Source organism: Effusibacillus sp. SKA8 (genome assembly GCF_058273125.1).
Window position 1 is genome coordinate 1 of the sequence record NZ_JBZCSF010000007.1, and the last position, 21,761, is coordinate 21,761.

Below are 21,761 nucleotides of genomic sequence, written 5' to 3' on the forward strand. Positions count from 1 at the left end.
AAAGCTATCTTATCACATCCAACCCGGTATTTCAACTGGTAATTCACAATTCCAAAAACTATCTCAGCTTGATCGGATGTTGACCACACCGCTTTTGTTTCGCATTTGCACATTTGCGCGGCGACACGTGCTATACTAGCATGCACGTCGACAAACTATCAACCTCCACAAGAAAACAAAAACCGACAAATACTTCGGTCCCCTCCCGTTTTTGCCGAGATTCTCCTTTTACCTACGGCCCTCATGTTCAAGGACATCCGTCTCTGCCCGCAGACGGAATCGTGATTAAAAAATTATCCTTCCGGCCTGACCAGCGATACGACGACATAACGGAGAAGCTTGCCGCAGAAAACCGGTCGTCAACCGCATGCATAATTGCTTTTCTTCTGGACATGCTATTGTGGAATCTGTAAAAATGAGGTGACCGTCCAATGGACATCCCCAGGTGGGGAGTTGCTTTGCTGACAGTTGTTGCCTACACGTCGCTGTCAAGCAATCTCCCTGCTGTTGCCGTGGCGCCAAGCACCGGGGCAACAGCAACCGCGCCGACGGTTGGATCTTCTTTTACGTATGAGGTACAACCGGGCGATACGCTTTGGAAAATTGTTCAACGCTTCCAAGTCGATCTTGACCAACTCATGGAACTGAATCCTGCGGCAAGTCTCAAAAAACTCGGACAGGGCGTGAAATTAACGATTCCCGGCAGACCGCCGGTCATGCCGGTCACCAGCGCAACCCAGCCTGTGCTCGCGCTTGAGAGGAAAACCGTTTTCAGCCGCTCCGGCCAACCGATTTATTACAGCCGGGCCCTGAGTTGCAAACTGACAGCCTATACGGCCGGCCCCGAGTCGACGGGCAAACGGCCGGGAGACCCCGGTTACGGCATAACGGCTTCCGGCAGGCAAGCGACTGAAAGGAAAACGATTGCCGTCGACCCGAAACTAATTCCGCTCGGAAGCAAAGTCTATATCGAAGGAATTGGCGTCCGAACGGCGGAAGACACGGGAAGCGCCGTTAAGGGAGAACATATTGACATATTTTTTGACGATATCCGAACCGCTTTGGAATTCGGCGTACAACAAGGAGTATCCGTCTACATCCTGGAATAAACAAAAGTTAAGAAGCATGACCTGCCGTTAAAAGCAAGTCATGCCAATTTTATTTTCGGGACTTATCAAGCGTTCTCCCTAGGCGCAGCCGGTTACTCATTTTAACTGCTCGCCGACGTGTAAAAGCGGAGCGCTTTTTTCCAAAACAGGCGCGTCAGCACAAACGTGACCGATGCGATCCCAAGCGATACCGCGATCTGGGCGTAACTGATTTTCCCGATCAAGGAAGCAGCCGGAAATGTGGTGATCACCGCAATCGGGAACACATAGGTCAAGAGCACGCGCAACCATCCCCGATATAGCTGAACCGGGTACCTCCCCGTCTCAAAAAAAGAAGAAAACAAAAACGAGATGTTCTCCACCTTCACAAACCAGAATGACAGCGTCATCACTCCCATCCACAGAGAGTACAGCGTGACAACTGACGCGAGCATCAACAGAACAAATCCAAGCACATCTGAGACCGCCGGTGAAATCCCCGCTCCGTACACACCCACCGCAACGATCGCAACCCCCACCAGAATGTCAAACATCTTCCAGATGACGATGTGGCGGAACGACATGAAAAATTGGCTGTCGACCGGCTTTGTCAGGACGAAATCCAGCGTCCCCTTCCGAATGTGCTCCACGATCCGACCGATGTTGGGGCGGAGCACCATATCGACAAAGCCCTGCAATGCATTAAAAATTCCAAGCAGAATGAGAACTTCGTAAAATCCCCAACCGCCAAGACTCCTGGTCTGGTAAAAAAACACCTGCACCGTCAACACGGCCATCGCCACACCAAACAGCGTCGTCAGCAGATTCGAAACGAAATGGGAACGGTATTCCATCTCCTCCACCATCGCGGCCCGCAGAAATTCGCGGAGAATTCGCAAATACCTCCGGACTCCCGACATTTTTTCAACCTCCCACCGCTCCGTATTTCTTCAGTCCCTGCCGCCACATCCACGCGTAAAGCAGCAGGAATGCGGCCAACCAGACCGCTTGTGCGGCGAATCCGCTTACGACATCGAGCTGCGACCAGGAACGCGTCATCAAATCGACGGGAAACCCGAGCATCCAGTAGAACGGGCTGATTTGGGCAACCGTCTGCACAAAAGGCGGGAGCAAAGCGAGCGGAGCGATCATTCCCCGGAGAAACAACCCGATTCCGTCAACCAGCGTAAAAACCGCAACGGAGCGATTTGTCCAAAAGGCCAGCAATCCGATGCAATACCCGAGCATGTAACGGATAGCCGCAGCAAGCGCAATCGAAAACGCAACCGCTTCCCACTGCCAAACCGTCAATTGCAGCCGGATTACCGGCAGGAAAAACCGCGCAGTTCCCCATGCGGCAACCATTATCCCCAGATAAAACAGCTTATAAACCAGATTTTCGGCAATTCGCCAGTGGATCGGGTTGAAGGGCCGTACCAGGTAGGAGGAAAACGCGCCCTCCCGAATCTGCGCGTCCAATTCCCAGACATCCCACGAAATCGTCAACCGCATCACAAACATGGCGGCCAGAAAGTACCGGACAAAATCGGCCGCCCCGTATCCGCCGACACGTCCCTCGCCGGAGACGGCCAGCCAGACGGCCAATGTGACAAGCGGCGCCACAAAAGAACCGAACATATAAAAGAAGGTCTCCCCCCGGTATTCGAGCAAAATCAGCCAGGCGACCCGCATCAACTGCACGTATTTACGAAACAGTCGCCGCATGAGCATCCCTCTCAAAGGCGTGCCCGATCACATCTTCCATCGGCGGATCTTCAACCGTGAAGTCCGAGATCGGAAGCGCCGCCAGAATCGCGGCCGACCGTGACGGCACTTCGCGCCGCGGCAGCCGCAGCGACACGCGCGGGTACTCGCAGGCAACGATCTCTCCGTACACCGCCAATTCCGTTTCCGAAACAGGGTGTTTCAAAATCAAATTCGCCACTTTGTAAGGTGCAAACCGTTCGACCAGAGCGTCCAGTTCCCCGTCGTACAAAATTTGCCCGCGGTTGATGATAATCACCCGCCTGCAAAGCGCCACCACGTCCGCCATATAATGGCTGGTCAACAAAATCGTCGCCCGGAACTGCTCGTTGTAATCTTTGATAAACCGGCGAATCGACTCCTGCATGTTGACATCCAGCCCGATGGTCGGTTCATCCAGAAACAGAATTTGCGGCCGGTGAATCAGCGAAGCGGCGAGCTCGCATTTCATCCGCTCCCCGAGCGACAATTGGCGGACCGGTTTGCGCAAGACCGGCTGCAATTGCAAAAGTTCGACCAATCCGTCCAATGTCTCCCGAAACTCCGCATCCGGAATCTCATACACGGCTTTGTTCACCAAAAACGTCTCCATCGGCGGCAAATCCCAGATCAATTGCGACTTTTGTCCCATGACCAGCGAGAACTTCTTTTTGAAAGCCGCTTCGTGCCGGAAAGGAGCATGTCCTGCGACCTCCACCGTCCCGGATGTCGGGAACAAGAGACCGGTCAGCACTTTCATGGTCGTGGTTTTGCCGGCACCGTTCGGACCGAGAAATCCCACAATTTCGCCCGGCTCGATCCGAAACGAAATATTTTCAATCGCCTTCACCAGACGGTACCGGCGGCGGAACAAGCTTTGCAACGCGCCGCGGAACCCCGGTTGCCGTTCATGCACTTTAAAGATTTTACTCAGATTTTCAACGCGAATTCCCTGCGTCATGCCAGACTCCCTAACTGCACGTAATCCGCCACATAGTTTTGAAATTCGGAAAACTCACGGACATGACCTGTAATCATGGTGAACAGGCGATCCGTATCGCGCTCGAGATAATCGTGTGCCAGAATGCGCCGGAATTTCACGACTTCCATAAACGATCCGGCAAATCCCGGGGGAAACACGTTCTCTTCCGCCAGCACTTGCACAATATCCTCGTAAGAACTGGGATCGCGCATAATCAGCGCGTCGATGATCAGGTTTCCCACGTCGGTCACACATTCCAAAGCGATATGCAAAGCACGCTCCCCCGCGGCTTGCAGAATGCCGTTGGCGCGAAATTCATCGCGGGGCGTTGCGGCCACTTTTTCCAGGATGTCGAGATAACGGTTCATCTCCGAAAAATACTGCCGGATCTGTTGCCGGTGCAAATCCGTAATAAACAAATCGGCCTCATCCTTTCCCGCTATGTTTTCCTTATTTTATAAAAATTTCTCCGCAAAGCCTACCCCGTTTTCCGGTTAAGTTCACAAAAACGTCTGTTTCCGGAACACGTGTCAGCCCATATAAAAATCTTACCGATATGAGGAACATTGACCCTTGGCGAAAAAAGGTGGTACAATGAAAGACAATCAAATTGGTTCAGCAGATTGAACTGACCGCCATCCTCCATAGTGCTCCGAATCACGCAAGTCCGGTTTGACGGCGTGCCGCCGCGCACGCTGTGATTCGGCTGTTTGGCTATGAGGACAGGGCGGTTTTTACGTTATAACGTTATATACGTTAAGAGATGGGAGACTTTTCGTCATGGCAACAAGACAGCGTTTCCAACTGCATATGATCACTGACGGAATGAAACAGGCCGACGAATTGTGCGGCATTGTCGAGAAAGCGCTGCGCGGCGGTGCCGACGCCATCCAGCTCCGGTACAAATCGGCGCCGGCCCTTGACTTGTACGAACTCGGAAAAACTTTGAAGCCGATTGTCGATTCCTTCGCGGCCCGCTTTTTGATCAACGACCGGGTCGACGTCGCGCTGGCGCTTTCCGCCGACGGCGTTCATCTTGCGGGAAAGAGCCTGCCGGTCGATGTCGTGAGAAATTTTGCCGGGAACCGGATGCATCTCGGGTGTTCCGTGCATTCGGTTGAAGAGGCAAAACGGGCGGAAAAACGGGGAGCGAGCTATATCACGTTCGGCCACATTTTCCCGACGAAGTCGAAACCGGGCTTGCCGCCGCGAGGTGTGAAAGGCCTGCAGGAAGTGGTTGACGCCGTTTCGATTCCGGTACTGGCCATCGGCGGCATAACGGCAGACAATATTGATGAAGTGCTGGCGACAGGATGCGCGGGTATCGCCGTAATCGGCGCCATTTCCCATGAGCGGGACCCGGAGGCCGCAGCCCGCCAGTTGCGAGCCAAAATGGATGCAAGCGCGTACAAACCGCGCCGCAGTCTCACATGAACGCAAAAATTAGGAATTGACCACTGGGGGAGAAGAAAATGCAGACAACCTACGACGTTTGTATTGTCGGCGGCGGTGTGATCGGTTGTTCAATCGCCTACTACGCGGCGAAAAAAGGGCTTCGGCCGCTGGTGCTGGAAAAACACACCCTCGGCAGCCAGTCGACCCAGGCGGGCGCCGGGATGCTCGGCGCCCAGGTGGAGATGGAAAAACCGGACGCGCTTTTTCGTTTGGGAATCGCAAGCCGGGCGCTCTACAAGGAATTGCAGGACGAGTTGAAAGACCGTTCCGGCCTGGATATCGAGCTGCAGACGGCCGGCATTCTGCGGTTGGCCGTGTCGGAGGCGGACCGGCAAACGCTTTTTTCCCGCCGGGACTGGCAGACTTCCCACGGCCAGCGGACGCAATGGCTTGAGGATGACGAGTTGTACAAGGATTTCGGCGAACTGTTGGGCCCCACCTTCGGAGCCTTGTATCTGCCGGATGACCACCAGATCCGGAATCAGGCGCTGCTGAAAGCTTTGGTGGCTGCTGCGTGTGCAATGGGAGCCGATTTTCGCGAGCATACGGAAGTGATCGGTTTTTTGCGGCAGGGCGACCGGGTTCTCGGCGTTGAAACAAACAACGGGCGGTATGAGGCCGGTTATGTGGTGTTGGCGGCAGGGGCTTGGAGCGGTCTGCTGGGAAAAACAGCCGGTTTTGAGCTGCCGATTTTCCCGATTAAAGGGCAGGCTGTACTGGCTGAAACAAAAGCTCCCATCACGCCGTTTACCGTATTTACGCATGGCACCTATATGGTGCCGAAGTTAACCGGCCATCTTTATATCGGGGCCACAATGGAAAAAGCCGGTTTTGACAAAACTCCAACCCTGCAAGGGATTTCCCGGTTGGTGTCGGACGCGGTTCGGATCATGCCGCCGCTTGGCAGGTTGGGCTGGAGCGATCACCTTGTCGGATTGCGCCCCGGTTCGCAAGACGGCTTTCCGTTTTTGGGAGAACTGCCCGGCAGCAGAGGAATGCTGGTGGCTTCCGGCCACTCCCGCAACGGTGTATTGCTGGCTCCAATCACCGGACTTGTACTGGCGGAACTGCTGGCGGGTGAAACACCGAGCGTGGATTTGGCGCCCTTCAGCCCCGCCCGCTTGTTGCAAGCACAGACCTCAGGCGATCCGGATAATTGGTGATGATACCGTCGACCCCCAGGCGAACGAGATTCGCCATCTCCGCCGGATCGTCGACAGTCCAAGCGTTTACCGCCATACCCCGGGCGTGAAACGCACCGATTTTTTCTTTGGTCAAAAATCTGTAGTGGGGATGGACGGCGTTTACCCCCAATTTTTCAGCGTATCCAAGCGCATCGGCTGGCTCGACATCGTAAAGGACTCCCGTCCGGACGAATGGAGCCAGCTTTTTGATCTTCCACAAAGATTCGTGGTTGAAAGACGACACGACGACGCGCGAAACATCGCAGTATCGTTCGATCAGCGTCAGCACCATTTCTTCCAGTCCGGGATACGGGATGATCGAATTTTTAAGTTCAATATTGAGAAACATGGTGCGAAACTCCCTCAACACTTCCTCCAGCCTCGGAACCTTCTCCCCTTTCCATTTCTTTCCTTTCCAGCCGCCGGCGTCAACCGATTGGAACTCTTTCCAGGTCAGGGCGGACACCTGTCCTTGGCGGTCGGTGGTCCGGTCCAACGTTTCGTCATGGATCACAATCGGAACCCCGTCTTTTGTGAGTTGCACGTCGAACTCCAGACCATGGCACCCCAAATCCCGTGCCATCCGAAATGCTGATATGGTGTTTTCCGGAGCGTAAGCGGACGCTCCGCGATGAGAAATGATCAATGGCTTCAAATCAATCAACTCCAATCAGTTTCTATGGAATAAATTTTTAACAAAATGTGAAATTTTACTTTCAGAAGTACACGGTATCGAGTATAATAATTACGAATAGAATTTTGGATCAATGGATTGGTCCATAGTTCTTCCCAACAAGGCCAATGGGGGTGAAGGGTATGCCGTTTCCGATCGTCCGCAAGAGCGGGATTCCGTTGTATGTGCAGGTAAAAGAAGCCGTCTTGGCGGAAATTAAAAGCGGACAGTGGAAAGCCGGCGACAAGCTGCCCACCGAACGGGAACTGTCCGAGAAGCTGAAGGTAAGCCGCAATACGGTCAGCCAAGCCTATCAGGAATTGGAAGCGGAAGGCGTTCTCACTTCGGTCCAGGGGCGCGGCACTTTCGTCTGTGATCGCGACGATGCGGTCTTGATCGAGAACCGGAAAGACCTTCTCCACAAAATCATCGACATCGCTTTGGAAGAGGGCCTGCAACTCGGTTTTACCATCGATGAGTTCGTGGAAATGACCGAGCAAAGAGCGAAAGAAAAGAAAGAAATCCTCAATAACGTACAGGTTGTGTTCATTGAATGCAACCGCGAGCAGGTCGATTTTTTCGCAAAGAAGCTGCAATTTGGCTCCGGTGTCACGATCACTCCGATCGTATTGGACGAGTTTCGGCATAATAAGGAGGAATACCTGCCCAGAGTCCTCGCCTCCGATCTTGTCGTTACGACTTTCTTTCATTATGATGAGGTAAAAGAACTCGTCCGGAACCGTAGTCAGGTGTTGGCGATTGCATTGGACCCACAGCTTGAAACGATTGTAAAAATCGCCCGGATTCCGCACGGCAAACGGATTGGTCTGGTCTGCCGCTCGGACAATTTCGCCAGCAAAGTGCTTCTCGCCCTGAAAAATGCGGGACTTGACCTGCATATCGACGTCGCAACTGTCCTAAACACGGACGAACTGGCCGCTTTTGTTTCGGTCCATGACGTTCTGATCGTGTCGCCCGGCCGCCGGCGCGAAGTCGAAGCTCTGATCAACCGCCGCCAGGAAGTCATTGAATTTGTTTACAAACCGGATGTCGCTTCCATCAACTTATTGCGTGCCGCACTCATCGACATACGGCGCCAATAGGTTTTTGAATGAAAGCGCTATCTTGGGTTTTGTACAGGCGCATGGCGCCACTATTCAGAAATATGGGGAGTGTGCAGGATGCTAGAACAACTGTCTTGGAAGGTTGGAGGGCAACAAGGGGAAGGGATTGACTCGACCGGCGAGATCTTCGCCACCGCCCTCAACCGCCATGGGTACTTCGTGTACGGGTACCGTCACTTTTCTTCCCGGATCAAAGGGGGGCACACCAACTACAAGATCCGTGTCAGCACCAAACCTCGTCGGGCAAATGCCGACAATCTGGACATCTTGATCGCGTTTGACCAGGAGACGATCGATTTCAACGCCCATGAACTCCGTCCCGGCGGCGTGATCATCGCCGACGAGAAATTTAAGCCGGTTGCCCCGGAAGGGCAAGACGTACGGTTCTTTACGGTTCCCTTAACCAAATTTGCCGAGGAAGCGGGCTCCGTCATTATGAAAAACATGGTTGCGCTCGGCGCATCCGCCTGCGTTCTTGGTCTGTCCGCATCCACTTTTGAGGGGTTAATCTCCGACATGTTCCTGCGGAAAGGACAAAAAGTCGTGGATTCAAACATGAAAGCGATCCGGATGGGGCTCGACCACATGAAAGAGATCGGCGGCGAAATCGAAGAATTCCGCCTGCAGCCCGGCGATGGCAAACAGCGTCTGTTCATGATGGGCAATGACGCAATCGGGCTTGGAGCATTGGCGGCCGGCGCCCGCCTGATGCCCGCATATCCGATTACTCCCGCGTCGGACGTGATGGAATACTTGATCAAGAAATTTCCGAAAGTGGGCGGTCACGTCATTCAAACGGAAGACGAAATCGCCGCCATTACGATGACAGTCGGCGCCAACTATGCCGGTGTGCGTGCATTGACCGCCACTTCTGGCCCGGGGCTTTCCCTGATGATGGAAGCGATCGGTCTCGCCGGAATGACGGAAACTCCCGTCGTCATCATCGATACCCAACGCGGCGGACCGTCCACGGGGATGCCGACCAAGCACGAACAATCGGATATGTACGCGGCACTGTTCGGCACCCACGGTGAAATCCCGAAAATCGTGCTTGCTCCCGCGACTGCGGAAGAATGCTTCTATATGACGATCGACGCATTTAACTATGCGGAAAAATATCAACTGCCCGTCATCCTGATGACCGATCTGGCATTGTCGCTGGCCAAGCAATCCGTTGAACCCCTTGAGTACGACAAAATCACGATTGACCGCGGCAAACTGGCGACTCCGGAACAGTTGGCGGCGGTTGAACCCGGAAAGCTGTTCAAGCGTTACGAGTTTACCGAGGACAACATTTCGCCTCGCGTCTTCCCCGGTCAAAAAGGCGGTATCCACCACGTAACCGGCGTGGAACACACCGAAGTCGGCCGTCCGACCGAAGATGCTATAATCCGTACCAAAATGATGAACAAACGCCTGAACAAAGTGCGGGGAGAACTTCCGAATTCCCTGTCTTACACCGGATCTGACAATCCGGATTTGCTCGTCGTTTCCGTCGGGTCCACCATCGGTGTCATCGATGAAGCTTTGGAACGGCTTGCGGCGGAAGGCAAGAGCGTAGGTCACGCTCACCTGCGTGTGCTCGCGCCGTTCCCGACCGAAACGCTTCAGAAATGTGTCGATAAAGCAAAAAAGGTGCTGGTGGTTGAAAATAACGCTACGGGCCAGTTGAAACACCTGATGCAATTCTTCGGCGTCAAGGGTGAATTCCTGTCGCAGCTCAAATACGACGGCAATCCCTATTTGCCGCATGAAATCTACTCCCATTGCAAGGAGCTGTTCTAAAAATGGCAACCGTAAAAGATTTTCGCAACGACGTCCGCCCGAATTGGTGCCCCGGATGCGGGGACTACTCCGTACAAGCCGCCATTCAACGCGCATTGGCAAATACCGGAAGAGAGCCTGAAAATGTAGCCGTTATCTCCGGCATCGGCTGTTCCGGCCGGATCTCCGGCTATATTCACTCCTACGGTGTACACGCGATTCACGGTCGCGCACTGCCCGTTGCCCAAGGCGTCAAGCTGGCAAACCGCGATCTGACCGTCATTGCGGCAGGCGGGGACGGAGATGGATTTGGCATCGGTCTCAACCATTTTATTCATGCGGTGCGCCGCAACATGGACATCACATACATTACGATGGATAATCAGATTTACGGGCTGACCAAGGGGCAAACTTCCCCGACATCCGCCCACGGTTTCAAAAACAAAACCACTCCGGAAGGAAATATCGAACATGCCTTGACTCCCGCCCAGGTTGCACTCGGCGGTGGCATCTCCTTTTTGGCGCAAGGTTTTTCAACCGAGATCAACCAGTTGACCCGGCTGATTGAAGAAGCGATCAACTATAAAGGGTTCGCTCTCGTCAACGTGTTCTCGCCGTGTGTCACGTTCAATAAGGTCAACACTTACGACTTTTTCAAAGAAAATATCACCAATCTTGACGACGATCCGACCTATGACCCGACGAATCGCGCGGCGGCAATGGCAAAGATCGTTGAAACAAACGGCCTCTGCACCGGCTTGATTTTCAAGGAAGAGCGTAAAGCTTACGAGGATCTTATCCCCGGCTACAAGCGGGAGCCGCTTGTCAACCAGGACATTCGTCTTAGCCGCGAACTGTTTGAGCAGTGCATGAAAGAATTCGCGTAAAATGACAGAATTAAACAGGGGGCTGTTTGATCTGGTGAATCGTACCGGTGAAGCAGTCCCATTTTTTTATGGCTCCACCCTCCACCGTGCAAATCGCCGATTAATCCGGCATAGGAACCGGCACCACCAATCCGTTGGCTGACGGTGCGCAAATTAGCGGGAAAACGGGTGGTTCAGCCGTTTGATCCGGTTCATCACATGCCGAAATACGCTGTCCCTTAAAATCGGAGAGTACGTGTCGTCGTTTGCAATCACGTCGGGATCGGGCGGCTCGTCGCAGATCCTGACAGCCTCCGTCTCGAAATCCGGGGGAAGCGGATGCATCCGCGCCACTCGCGCAATATAGACCGATTTTACCATCGGCTCTTTTTTCTCTCCCGTGATAACATACTGCCCGATCCATTCGATCGCGTCGATCTCGGCTCCCGTTTCCTCATACGTCTCGCGGATCGCCGCTTGAATCGCCATTTCCCGCGGCTCGATCGTGCCGCCCGGCACTTCCCAGCCGCGTTCCCGGTGTTTGGTCAGAACGAGCTTGCCTCGATAAAACGGCATGACCAACACATATCCCGCCGCCTGCTTTGCAGCCGGATCGAATGACAACGTGACCTGTCCCCCGTAAGCCCCGGGAAATTGAAAAATCTCGGAGTTTCCTGCTGTCATAGATGTTCCTCCCCGGTTTCAAGTCTGTATGAAATCGCTTTGGCGGCGACCATTCCCTGGGCGACCGAACCAGCTACGCTGGAAAAAAGGGGACGGGTGCAAAGATCTCCCACGACAAACACGTTGCGGACACTGGTTTCACCGTGGGAATCGACTCGCACGTATCCGTCTTCGTCCATCTCGACTTGCCCCGTTAAGGGGACGCTATTCGGCACGACTCCGATTCGGACGAAAACCGCCTCAACCGGAATCGTGTGTTGTGTGCCGAGAGATTCCACCACAAGCGCTTCCACCCGATCGAAACCCTGGATTGCTTTGACAACCGTATTTGTCAGCAGCCGAATCCGCGGGTGATTGTGAACCGGCTCGATAAACTCTCTGCGGGCCTTGAAACCCTCCCCGCGGTGAACCAACGTCACGTTCGCCTTGTGTTCCGCCAGCAGAAGGGCTCCTTCCAACGCGCGGTCGCCGCCGCCGACAACCGCCACATTTTTTCCTTGAAACCGTTCTTTGTCGCGGGAAGCGGAATACACTTCACCGCGTGCAATCATTTCCGCTTCACCGGGAACCCCCAGTTTCCGATCACTCGCTCCCAAGGCCAGGATCAGCGCTTTTGCCCGATATTCGCCCCGGTTCGTCAGCAGCCGCTTTTCCGCCAGATGAAATTCGTGCACGTTCACCCCGCATTCATACGGGCTGCCAAGCCCTTTGACGTGCGCGACAAACCGTTCCTGCAGTTCCCGTCCGTTCGCCGCCGGAATCCCCAGGTAATCGATGATTGGATTGTTCACCCTGAACAATTGTCCGCCCAATTCGTTTCCGCGTTCCAGCAGAACCGTTTTCAATCCCAAGCGGTGACACCAGACCAGTGCCGCGATTCCGCCGGGACCGCCGCCGACGACTACAACGTCATACATCCGAACCTCTCCCTTCGTAATACCCGCCAAAGCGGAAAACGATTCCCCCAGCCATGTCCCACCGATCCCGCCGAATCGACGCGCTTGCTTACCGCTTTGTTGGGCGGGAATGCGCCAGACGCCGTAGCGCTGAGACGGCACCGATACTTCGGGCAGCTGCCTAACACCGTCCGGCGGATGCCAGGAACGAATCGACTTTGTCCTCGAATTCCAGCCAGCCGGATACCCGCAAACAGGGAACGCTGCGGTTGTAAGGGTAGTCCATCGCCACCGCGACGCGGCCGGTTGCCAGAAAGTCCAGTAGGTTGTGCGGCGCGTCATCGAACAGGAGATCGCCGCGGATCATGTCCTTGCGGTGGGCAAAAATCAGGTTGTGCCGCCCGATGAACGGCAGATGCCGCAGCACCCATTCCTCTTTTTCCCGGTAGGCAACGACAGACGGTGAAGAGGTGACAACCAGGATGTCAAACCGTTTCGAGAGCCGCTCCAGCGCCTCAATCGCGTGGGGCAGCGGCTTCAGGTTTAAAAACAGGCCGGGTTCCTGCAGATACTCGTAAATTTTGGCGCCGCACTCCGGTTTTACATAAGATTTCGCGTCCCAATGCACCACGCGTTCGACAGTCAAATCATCCTGATAATCCAGGTTGTAACGCCGGTACCACTCGGACATCAAATCGACGATCACCGAATCCATGTCAATACAGAGAACCTTTTTCACAATCGATACTCTCCCAATCACACATCCGTGAAAATCAGGCGAAACCAGGCTTTTTGGCCTGAATCAGCACTTTGCAGGCGGCCCCCAACCCCTGCGGCAAATAAAGAGTCAGCATGCGCTGCAATTCGAAATCGTACCGCAGATCCTTGAACGCCAACCTCTGTAAATCCGCTACTTTGTCCAAAAAACCGAAACTCTCCAAAAACTCGGCTTGTGAAGCCAACCGCACCGTGCGGAACCCTTTCCTTTCACCTTCGCGCTGCAAGTAGCTGAAATCGACATCCGCCGTAATGTCTTGTTCCCCGATCCGTTCGTACGGGTCTGTCACGAGCGTTTGCTTGTAATAACAGCGAATTCCGCCCGACCGGACAGACTTCCAATAAACGTCGGGCGAGAGATCGCCATAATCGATTGTGACGACATATCCCCGATCCAGCGCATCCGCCATCGCAGCCATAACTTCCCCGGCGGCAGGGCTTACTTCGAGCCGGTCCCCCTCCTCCAATCCGGCAAGTACAACGTCTGTCAGGACAGAAGCCAATTTTTCATCCGACAACGGACCCGTGACTTCTTCCAACCGGACATCGTCTCCAGCCGCGTTCTGCAGCGCAACGTAACGCTCCCGCAATTGCCCGTCAACTACGATTAAACGGTGGACGGGCAATGCGTCAAACAATTCGTTGCTAAGGATCACCCCGACCAAGGAACCGTATCCGGGAATCTCCTGCAATCCCGCATGCCAGGTGATGCGGCCGGCAGCGATTTCGGCTGTGGTTTCCCGCTGTTTTTGCCGTAAAACCGGGCTCTGCTCAACGATTCGATAGTGCAAGTCCACCCGTGGCGGATCAGTGTCGCGACTGTCGCCGCTTTGCAACCGGTCCCACTCGGTCAGCAGATCGCGTGCAAGCGCCCCCGTGCCCGCTCCCATTTCCACAATCGAAAAGGCAGACGGCGACCCGAGATCCCGCCACATTTGGCGCACTTGCCTTGCCACACAGTGCCCGAAGATCGGATGGACCAGCGGAGACGTATAAAAATCTCCCCGTTCCCCGATCGTCATCGGCGGCCGGTTGTAATAGCCAAACTCAGGGTGATAGAGCGCTTCCGCCATATAATCGGCAAACGTAATCCGCCCGCCTGCAAGCCGAATTTTCTCAATGATCCGTTTTTCCAGTTCATTCATCTTGCCACCCGCCTCGCTTTTATTTTACCAAAAGCAATAACGAAGCGCCCCGGATTAATCCGTTAATTGTTCACTTTCCCATCGCCATGCTGTTATTGGGAGTCATCGCTGAAATCATAGCGCTTTGGAAACGGGATTTTTTTGACAGACTCGCGATTTACATGTTTGTTGGCGGTTTTGTTTCCGGTATTGCCGCTTATGTAACAGGGGAAGCCGGGGAGCGTTTTGCAAAAAATCAATTTGGCGCAACCAGAACCGCAATTGAAAAGCATGCTGAACTGGCGCTGATCACCGTTATTGTATTCGGAGTTATCGTTGCCCTGAAACTCTTTCGTTCGAAGCTGCCAATCCGCGCAATCACACCTATCATCCTCGTTCTCTCGCTGATCGGAGGAGGCTTGCTTGCCGCAAAACCGGACACTACGGAGGGGCCAAATCGTCTACAACACAAAAGAAGCTGCAAATTCCGTTGTTCCTCCTGACACCGGAACCGGAAAAGCGGGCAAGGACAAAAATTGACAAAAACCCGGCACAAGGCCGGGTTGATTTTTTCCTGGCACGATGCATTTCGTTTCTCGGAAGTGTACAATGAAAGGAAGCGGGAAGGAGTTGATTCGACATGGCAGAACCGACTTGGCACGAAGTGGAGCTTCCAGAAGGGGCGGAGCTCCTGAAAAAAGAATTCTACGACTACAACAGCGAAAAAGGGCAGTTCCAAATCGAGCTGTTTGAGACGACGGAAGGAAAATTTTACGCCATCGGCACCAACAGGGATCCCGAGGCGAAACTGATCATTTACGGCAGCAACATGGTATACGACAAACGGATGGCATTGCAAACCGTAATCGAGAAAATCGAGCGGGAAGGCGCTTGGTGCGACTGATACAACCAAAAGCAAGGCCGTGGCAAAACTCCCGGCCTTTTACGGTTCCACAACGATGGTTCCCCTGTACATCTTCATCCCGCAGGTAAACGGGTATTTGCCCGGTTTTTGCGGGTTGATTTCAACCGTGGTGGTCCCCACGTTCACCGGTTTCGATATTTTAAAATCCTTGATCAGGATATAGGATAAGCATCCGCCTTCATAATCTTTCTTGAAATTGAGCTTCACCAGTGTACCGGCTTTGACCTTGATTTCCTCAGGCCAGTATCCGTCCTTTTTTACCGTGATGTCGATTTCTTGCGCTTTCTTTCCCGTCACAACTCCGGCCGTTTCAGCGTTGGCCGCCTCAACATCCGTCGCCGTAACGGCACTGCCCGGTTTCGGGGTTTCTCCCGCTTGCGTCATGTTAAAGAACACAGTCAGCAGCAAAAGAAAAAAAGGCAAGACAAACCACAGGAACTTGGGAAACCCGATCTGCGGAAAGAAGCGCCGTTCATTTTGCAAAACATCGTTCCCTTCGACGGCACCGATTTCTTCCCGGATCATCCGCACCAAAACCACCATGATGATGACAGTGACCACGGTAACGAAAGCAACCATCCATTTCGGGGACGACAGAGAAACCATGACGCCCAGCATCGCTCCCATCATGCCGCCCATCATGCCGGCCAGCATTCCGTCCATAGCCGCCATTAAACTCACCGGTTTTCCCGTTGCGTATCCGACGACCAGGCCAACCAATACGGCCGCTACAGTCGGAACCAGCATGTCGCCGATGACGATGCCCAGCACCGTGCCAAACAGCGTGCTTGTCATCATCGCGGAAGTCATCGCGATCATCATCGCCGTCATGCATGTCAGCTTCTTTTTGTGCCGATTCACCAGCAGCTTTATATAAACCGCCATTCCGATTCCCGTCAGAAAAGCGATTGCGTTCAGCCACATAACGGCTTCCTCCTTCCGCCGAATTCCTGAATAGGGACGCCACTGGCGCAATCCCTACCATCCACTTTAACGGCCGGAGTAACCCTTTTCAACCGCTTTTCAAGCGTAAATGTGACAATTTGCTTTCAACTTCAGCTCCAAATTTAATCCAGCAACAACGCCACGATAATCCCGAAAACGGCTCCCGCAAGCACCTCGACCGGCTGATGGCCGAGCATTTCTTTCAGCCTTCTGTGTTTACGGCGGTAATCGAGCCGCCTTTTTCCCCTTAACTCTTCCGCAAGATGTTTGTCAAAATCGGCCTCCAGCCGGTTCAAAGCCATGGCGGTCTCCCCCGCATGCCGACGTATCCCCATCGCATCATACATCACAATCAGTCCCAACATCGCTGCAATTCCGAACAAGGGAGAAGCAAAGCCCTCCGTGATGCCGAGATTTGCCGCCAGACACGAGACGCCGGCGGCATGGGAACTCGGCATTCCCCCGGTGCCGGCCAGCCGGCGCCAATTCCATTCGCCGTGGGTGAAATAACGGATCGGCACTTTTATCAACTGGGCAAGCCCCGTCGCCAGCAAAGCGGCAAGCAAGGAATGGTTGAAGAACAACGTTTGCATGGTTTCCTCCCGTAGTGCGCTGATCATAGTATGCGCAAACGGGAGAGATCATTTCAACAGTGATGCCACAGCCTCGCTGTCCAATTTTCGAATGACGGCCACCAGCAGTTTGGCCGCGTTTTCAAAATCGTCACGGTGCATAACCGCCGCATGGCTGTGAATATAACGGGTCGGGAAACCGATGACGAGGGAGGGTACCCCTTTCCCGTGCAAATGGACCCGTCCCGCGTCGGTGCCGCCGCCCGGCATCGCCTCAAACTGGACCGGAATGCCTTCCGCTTCCGCCGTATCCAATACAAAGTCCAGCAGCTTCTTGTGCGGAACCATCGAATAATCGTACAGCACGACCAGCGGTCCCTTGCCGCATTTGCTGTTCGGCATCTGATCCTCCGACATGCCGGGGGTGTCGCCGGCAATTCCCACATCGAGCGCAAAAAAGACGTCCGGATCCACAACCTGCGGCAACGTTGCGGCGCCGCGCAAGCCGACTTCCTCCTGCACCGTTGCGCCGCTGAAAACCGTATTGGGATGCTCCACGTTTTGCAGCCGGTTGAGTACCTCGACCGCCAACGCGCAGCCCGCCCGGTTGTCAAGCGCTTTGCCCATGATAAATTTTTCGTTTTTCATCACGGTAAACGGACAGACCGGCAAAATCGGGTCGCCGGGCCGGATACCGAACTCCTTTGCCTCCTCCGCACTGGAAGCCCCAATGTCGATAAACATGTCTTTAATCTGAACGACTTTGTTGCGCTCTTCCGGCGGCAGGATATGCGGCGGCTTCGAGCCGATGACGCCGATCACATCGCCTTTGCGCGTCTTGATGACGACCCGCTGGGCCAGCATCACTTGCGACCACCAGCCGCCTAGCGTCTGAAACTTGATGTATCCTTTGGACGTAATATGGGTAACCATCAGCGCGATTTCGTCGAGATGGCCGGCCAGCATGATTTTCGGTCCGTTTGGGGAACCGGTTTTTTTGGCGATAATGCTTCCGAGATTATCAGTCAGGATCTCTTCCGAAAGGGGGTCCAGGTATTTGCGCATCAATCCCCGCACTTCTTCTTCCTGGCCGGGAGCCCCCGACGCTTCCGTCAGTTCTTGAAACAGGATCATCAACGGGTCCAAGAAAATCCTCCTCGCATGTCGATGTGTGCAGTGTGCAGTTCTTTGCAGTGTGCATCTTATTTTACGGCAAATTGTTCCGCAACCGCCGCCGACGCGTTTTGGGTACCCGACACGGCGTTTTCCGCCACATCCGCAATCGTTTTACTGCCGCACTTTTCATTCGACCTTATTCGACACGTTTTGTATGGCTTCCTTGTTTTTTCTAACAAAAAAATCCGTTTGCCGGCCAAGAGGTGCTTCTCAAATGCCGGTGACAACGTAATAATTGGCCGTTCCGGCTTGCCTGTGCGGAGCGTCGTAAAACACGACAACGGTGCTCCGCTCTTGCCCGGATTGCGGTTGGCCGGGCTCCCGGACCGCTTTTTCCACGTCACAGTTGAGGGTTAACACATAGGCGTTTTTTCGCAACAAATGCGGCGGCACGTCCGCCAAAGCCGGAATGTTCGCTTTTCGCCAATCCTCATTTTGCAAAAGGAGGTAGGTTTTTTCCACCTGTTCCCCGTCTTCTTCCGGCCGGATCCAGCCGGGCCACTGGCGGGACCGCTCGTGCAAAGCCATGTCGAGTTTCAACAATTCGCGGATGACGTGAAGATCACGCGAATTCCTCGCCTGCAAAAACGAATGCAGGTGTTCATAAAGCGCCTTCAACCGGTGGCCGATTTTGAACAGGCCGCACGCTTCCCAGTAGTCGGCAAAATCCTGAAAGAAATCGAATGGCGTTTCAAATTCCCGGGCAATAATATACGGCAAGGAAACGTCAAACTTGTGGGAATTGCTGTACCGTTCGAGTATGTCCTCGACACCTTTCAAGCGAAGAACATCGTCATACGACAGCACATTGTTATAAAAAATCTCGTAGGGAGGTTCTTCGCTCCACACATACCCGTGTTCGGCCGCCCGGATTTTCACCCCGGTTCCCTTCAACATCTTTAAAAATCCCAACTGCAACTCGTCCGGCTTCAGCGCGTACACGTCGTTAAAGGTCTTGCGGAAGGAAGCGTAATCCTCTTCCGGCAACCCCGCGATCAAATCCAGGTGTTGGTGAATTTTGCCGCCTTCCCTGATTTTGATCACCGTATTGGACAGCTTCTCAAAGTTTTGCCTACGTTGCACCAATTCGTTGGTCAAATCATTCGTCGACTGAACGCCGATCTCAAACCGGAAGAGACCTTTCGGTGCGTTTTCGTTCAGGAAATCCACCACGTCGGGATTCAGAATGTCCGCCGTAATCTCGAAGTGAAACGTCGTGTCCTTCCGGTTGTCGATCAAAAATCGGAACACTTCCAGCGCATACCGCTTATGAATATTAAACGTGCGGTCCACAAACTTGATCTGCCGCACGCCCGCGTCGATCAGCCGCTTGAGATCGCTTTTCACCCGTTCCAGCCCGAAGTATCGGACTCCGTCTTCGATCGAGGACAGGCAGTACTGGCACCTGAACGGACAGCCGCGGGAACATTCGAAATACACAATGCGATTTTCCAACTCTTCCAGCCGGTCTTGATAAGGGGAAGGAATGACATTCAGATCGGGCAGCATCATGCGGCGGGGATTCTCCCGCACGAGGCAGCCGTCCCGGTAGACGACGCCATGTATCCCCTCCGCGCTTTGGCCTGCCGCAATCGCCTGCAGCAGCTCGAGAAAAGTCTGTTCCCCTTCGCCCACCACCACATAATCGACATACGGGTGCCGTTCCATAAACTCTCTCGTTTCATAAGTGACTTCAGGGCCGCCAAGGACGATTTTGACATCCGGCAGGATTTTTTTGAGGCGCTTGATCACCGCGATTGTCCCGCCGATGTTCCAGATATAACAGGAAAAGCCGATGACATCGGGCCGCCGCTTGTAGAGGTCGGCGGCGATCTTTTCCGGCAGGTCGTTGATCGTGTATTCGACCAGGCGGACGCCGGGAAAATAAGGCTCCGTATAACTGCGCAAATAGCGGAGCGCCAGTGAGGAGTGAACGTATTTCGCATTAAGCGTCGCCAACAGGATGTTCATTCGGATCCCCCAACCAATCGATTCTCGTACTAGTATAGTACACATTTCATTTCGTTTCACGGATACCTGGCGGACATTCTCAGGTTGAATTCCATATTTGTATAACAGACGTCTGGAAAGGAGGAAGCCGGAATTGGTTAGCGTAAAACCGATTGAGATTGAAGGACATACCGTAATCGGCGTCCATGTTGAACTGCCCAAAACCAACTTGCTTGCAATCAAAACAGACAAAGGATACATCATGTGCGGAGCGCTGGACGTCCGGCTGCTGGATGAAAAACTGGCCGATCGCGGCATCATCGCAGGCCGCGCCGTCGGAGTCCGCAGCCTTGAAGATCTGCTGAATTTCCCGTTGGAATCCGTCACGGCAAAAGCGGAAGAACTGGGGATCCTACCGGGAATGACCGGGCGCGAAGCGCTGTTGAGGATGTTGTAAAACCGTTTGCCGCGATGAATGTCCGGGCGCAAAGACCGCAAAACCTCCCGCCAAAAAGGCCGGGAGGTTTCTTCGTATCGCTTGTCAATTGCTCATTTCTTCCAAACGAATGCTGCGCGTATGTACCGTATGGCTCCAAGTCTTGTTGTTCTTGGTAAAATATGCGATCACGGTGATCGGGAACCATGTGATCAAGAACACGGGGTATACGATTAACCCGAGATACGCACGCCAATTCGCCTTTTCAAGGATCATCGACAAAGGCAATTGGCCATAAATCAGGATGCTGACAACCGTCCAGAACTCTGTCGGGAACAGCACCTTTTGGATGTTGGTGACCGCCCACCAGGACGGCATGACCAATTGCAGATAGGTGATAACCGTGATCAAAAGAATGATCAAAAGACGCATCGGCTGGAACAAATACAGCGCCGCGTCAAGCATCGCCCAGTTGCGGGTCTTGATGCTCTTTGTCAGGAGCGGCCACAAATAACGGGAAGCGCAGTCGAAATGCCCCTGCATCCAACGCATCCGCTGTTTCCAGGAAGCTTTCAGCGTGTTCGGTTTTTCGTCGTACACGATCGCGTCGTGGGCCCAGGTCGGGTAGATCCCCCGCTCGACGCAACGGGCGGTAAATTCAACATCCTCGGTCAACGAATGGGCACCCCATCCCATTTCCTTCAGCAAAGGCACATCGATACAGATCCCGGTGCCGCCAAGCGCGTTGGCAAGCCCCAGATTATAGCGCGGCAATTGCCACATACGGTTGGTAAAATAATAAGAAATCGCATAGGAGACCGAAATCCAGGAATCGTAAGGGTTCTTTGTGTCCAGATAGCCTTGGATCACCCGGCTGCCGTTGATCAGTTTGTCGTTCATGTGCCGCAGGAAGTCGGTTGCCACCAAATTATCTGCGTCAAACATGACAACCGCGTCGTATTGTTTTTCCTGCTCCCACAAGCGTTCGAGCATCCATTCGATCGCATATCCTTTTCCGCGCTTGGTGTCATCAAAGCGTTCGCAGGCAATCGCCCCTGCGCGGCGCACGATGTCGGCGGTATTGTCGGTGCAGTTGTCACAGATGACATAGATGTCGTACAGTTCGGAAGGATAATCCATTTTTTTTAAATTATCGATCAAAGGCTCGATGACTTCCGCCTCGTTATGAGCGGCCACAATCACCGCAAACGACTTTTGCGGCGGATGCACAGCCTTTTCTTTTTTATGTCGCAATCCGAAAAAAGCCAAGCCGGCGAGATAAGCGCTCGTGGCACCTATAAGAACTTGGAGCGCAATGAATACACCATCCGCTACAGTTCCCAATATACTCATAAAAAACTAACCCCTCGCTTTAATGAAAATCTGCGTACTCGGTT

23 protein-coding genes are annotated in these 21,761 nt (G+C 53.7%); 9 read left to right on the forward strand and 14 right to left on the reverse strand.

From position 1 onward, the window contains the following. The first annotated feature begins 458 nt into the window (after positions 1-458). Entirely contained in the window at positions 459-1,109 is a 651-nt protein-coding gene (locus AC4ED1_RS07310) for a 3D domain-containing protein (RefSeq protein ID WP_490937184.1), read from the forward strand. Between the two features lie 101 nt (positions 1,110-1,210). Here AC4ED1_RS07310 and AC4ED1_RS07315 read toward each other — a convergent pair whose 3' ends face one another. Genes AC4ED1_RS07315 through hepT form a run of 4 tightly spaced genes read right to left on the reverse strand, consistent with a single transcriptional unit; the run spans position 1,211 to position 4,232 of the window. Next, complete coding sequence (locus tag AC4ED1_RS07315; protein WP_490937186.1) at positions 1,211-2,008, reverse strand: ABC transporter permease; 798 nt, start codon at positions 2,006-2,008, stop codon at positions 1,211-1,213. A 4-nt stretch (positions 2,009-2,012) separates the two neighbouring features. Then, complete coding sequence (locus tag AC4ED1_RS07320) at positions 2,013-2,813, reverse strand: ABC transporter permease (RefSeq protein ID WP_490937188.1); 801 nt, start codon at positions 2,811-2,813, stop codon at positions 2,013-2,015. Continuing rightward, on the reverse strand, positions 2,794-3,792 hold the full coding sequence (locus AC4ED1_RS07325) for an ABC transporter ATP-binding protein (RefSeq protein WP_490937190.1): 999 nt from the start codon (positions 3,790-3,792) through the stop codon (positions 2,794-2,796). Before AC4ED1_RS07325 ends, AC4ED1_RS07320 begins: the two co-directional genes overlap by 20 nt. Beyond that, positions 3,789-4,232 (reverse strand): type VII toxin-antitoxin system HepT family RNase toxin, encoded by a 444-nt coding sequence (gene hepT, locus AC4ED1_RS07330; protein WP_490937192.1) that lies wholly within the window; start codon positions 4,230-4,232, stop codon positions 3,789-3,791. The genes AC4ED1_RS07325 and hepT overlap by 4 nt, the downstream gene beginning before the upstream one ends. A gap of 361 nt (positions 4,233-4,593) precedes the next feature. Between hepT and thiE the strand changes: the two genes are divergently transcribed. Both thiE and thiO read left to right on the forward strand, forming a co-directional pair. Beyond that, positions 4,594-5,247, forward strand: coding sequence for a thiamine phosphate synthase (gene thiE, locus AC4ED1_RS07335; RefSeq protein WP_490937194.1), 654 nt, complete (start codon positions 4,594-4,596; stop codon positions 5,245-5,247). Positions 5,248-5,285: 38 nt separating this feature from the next. After that, positions 5,286-6,431 carry a glycine oxidase ThiO gene (gene thiO, locus AC4ED1_RS07340; protein ID WP_490937196.1) on the forward strand — a complete coding sequence of 382 codons (1,146 nt, stop codon included), beginning with the start codon at positions 5,286-5,288 and terminating at the stop codon, positions 6,429-6,431. Here the strand turns inward: thiO and AC4ED1_RS07345 are convergent. Then, positions 6,376-7,107: a glycerophosphodiester phosphodiesterase gene (locus tag AC4ED1_RS07345; protein ID WP_490937198.1), complete on the reverse strand. Its 732-nt coding sequence runs from the start codon at positions 7,105-7,107 to the stop codon at positions 6,376-6,378. The two genes, thiO and AC4ED1_RS07345, sit on opposite strands and share 56 nt — an antisense overlap. Positions 7,108-7,268: 161 nt before the next feature. Here AC4ED1_RS07345 and AC4ED1_RS07350 point away from each other — a divergent pair, with 161 nt between their 5' ends. From AC4ED1_RS07350 to AC4ED1_RS07360, 3 genes are all read left to right on the forward strand, one after another. Then, on the forward strand, positions 7,269-8,228 hold the full coding sequence (locus AC4ED1_RS07350) for a GntR family transcriptional regulator (RefSeq protein ID WP_490937200.1): 960 nt from the start codon (positions 7,269-7,271) through the stop codon (positions 8,226-8,228). A gap of 78 nt (positions 8,229-8,306) precedes the next feature. Beyond that, positions 8,307-10,034, forward strand: a complete 1,728-nt coding sequence (locus AC4ED1_RS07355) for a 2-oxoacid:acceptor oxidoreductase subunit alpha (RefSeq protein ID WP_490937202.1) — start codon at positions 8,307-8,309, stop codon at positions 10,032-10,034. 2 nt (positions 10,035-10,036) lie between these two features. Beyond that, positions 10,037-10,900: a 2-oxoacid:ferredoxin oxidoreductase subunit beta gene (locus AC4ED1_RS07360; RefSeq protein ID WP_490937204.1), complete on the forward strand. Its 864-nt coding sequence runs from the start codon at positions 10,037-10,039 to the stop codon at positions 10,898-10,900. A gap of 153 nt (positions 10,901-11,053) precedes the next feature. On the opposite strand, the gene AC4ED1_RS07365 is transcribed toward AC4ED1_RS07360, so the two are convergent. From AC4ED1_RS07365 to AC4ED1_RS07380, 4 genes are read right to left on the reverse strand one after another with little or no spacing between them, the layout of a single operon-like run. Further along, positions 11,054-11,563 carry an NUDIX hydrolase gene (locus AC4ED1_RS07365; RefSeq protein WP_490937206.1) on the reverse strand — a complete coding sequence of 170 codons (510 nt, stop codon included), beginning with the start codon at positions 11,561-11,563 and terminating at the stop codon, positions 11,054-11,056. Next, complete coding sequence (locus tag AC4ED1_RS07370) at positions 11,560-12,621, reverse strand: NAD(P)/FAD-dependent oxidoreductase (RefSeq protein ID WP_490937208.1); 1,062 nt, start codon at positions 12,619-12,621, stop codon at positions 11,560-11,562. Before AC4ED1_RS07370 ends, AC4ED1_RS07365 begins: the two co-directional genes overlap by 4 nt. A gap of 19 nt (positions 12,622-12,640) precedes the next feature. Continuing rightward, positions 12,641-13,198 carry a 5' nucleotidase, NT5C type gene (locus tag AC4ED1_RS07375; protein ID WP_490937210.1) on the reverse strand — a complete coding sequence of 186 codons (558 nt, stop codon included), beginning with the start codon at positions 13,196-13,198 and terminating at the stop codon, positions 12,641-12,643. A gap of 34 nt (positions 13,199-13,232) precedes the next feature. Further along, positions 13,233-14,381 carry a class I SAM-dependent methyltransferase gene (locus AC4ED1_RS07380; RefSeq protein WP_490937212.1) on the reverse strand — a complete coding sequence of 383 codons (1,149 nt, stop codon included), beginning with the start codon at positions 14,379-14,381 and terminating at the stop codon, positions 13,233-13,235. Positions 14,382-14,446: 65 nt separating this feature from the next. On the opposite strand from AC4ED1_RS07380, the gene AC4ED1_RS07385 reads away from it, so the two are divergent. Both AC4ED1_RS07385 and AC4ED1_RS07390 read left to right on the forward strand, forming a co-directional pair. Beyond that, the gene (locus AC4ED1_RS07385) at positions 14,447-14,863 is read left to right on the forward strand and encodes a DUF2231 domain-containing protein (protein ID WP_490937445.1); all 417 of its coding nucleotides are present in this window, start codon (positions 14,447-14,449) and stop codon (positions 14,861-14,863) included. A gap of 137 nt (positions 14,864-15,000) precedes the next feature. Further along, positions 15,001-15,264, forward strand: a complete 264-nt coding sequence (locus AC4ED1_RS07390) for a hypothetical protein (protein WP_490937214.1) — start codon at positions 15,001-15,003, stop codon at positions 15,262-15,264. A gap of 39 nt (positions 15,265-15,303) precedes the next feature. Here the strand turns inward: AC4ED1_RS07390 and AC4ED1_RS07395 are convergent, their stop codons facing one another. From AC4ED1_RS07395 to AC4ED1_RS07410, 4 genes are all read right to left on the reverse strand, one after another. Further along, positions 15,304-16,209: a cupredoxin domain-containing protein gene (locus AC4ED1_RS07395; protein WP_490937216.1), complete on the reverse strand. Its 906-nt coding sequence runs from the start codon at positions 16,207-16,209 to the stop codon at positions 15,304-15,306. A gap of 143 nt (positions 16,210-16,352) precedes the next feature. After that, entirely contained in the window at positions 16,353-16,823 is a 471-nt protein-coding gene (locus AC4ED1_RS07400; protein WP_490937218.1) for a divergent PAP2 family protein, read from the reverse strand. A 48-nt stretch (positions 16,824-16,871) separates the two neighbouring features. Beyond that, positions 16,872-17,936: a M42 family metallopeptidase gene (locus AC4ED1_RS07405; protein ID WP_490937446.1), complete on the reverse strand. Its 1,065-nt coding sequence runs from the start codon at positions 17,934-17,936 to the stop codon at positions 16,872-16,874. A gap of 252 nt (positions 17,937-18,188) precedes the next feature. Beyond that, entirely contained in the window at positions 18,189-19,949 is a 1,761-nt protein-coding gene (locus tag AC4ED1_RS07410) for a B12-binding domain-containing radical SAM protein (protein ID WP_490937220.1), read from the reverse strand. A gap of 133 nt (positions 19,950-20,082) precedes the next feature. On the opposite strand from AC4ED1_RS07410, the gene AC4ED1_RS07415 reads away from it, so the two are divergent. Then, positions 20,083-20,385: a YunC family protein gene (locus AC4ED1_RS07415; protein ID WP_490937222.1), complete on the forward strand. Its 303-nt coding sequence runs from the start codon at positions 20,083-20,085 to the stop codon at positions 20,383-20,385. A gap of 84 nt (positions 20,386-20,469) precedes the next feature. Here the strand turns inward: AC4ED1_RS07415 and AC4ED1_RS07420 are convergent, their stop codons facing one another. Beyond that, positions 20,470-21,717 (reverse strand): glycosyltransferase family 2 protein, encoded by a 1,248-nt coding sequence (locus tag AC4ED1_RS07420; RefSeq protein WP_490937224.1) that lies wholly within the window; start codon positions 21,715-21,717, stop codon positions 20,470-20,472. Between the last annotated feature and the right edge of the window lie 44 nt (positions 21,718-21,761).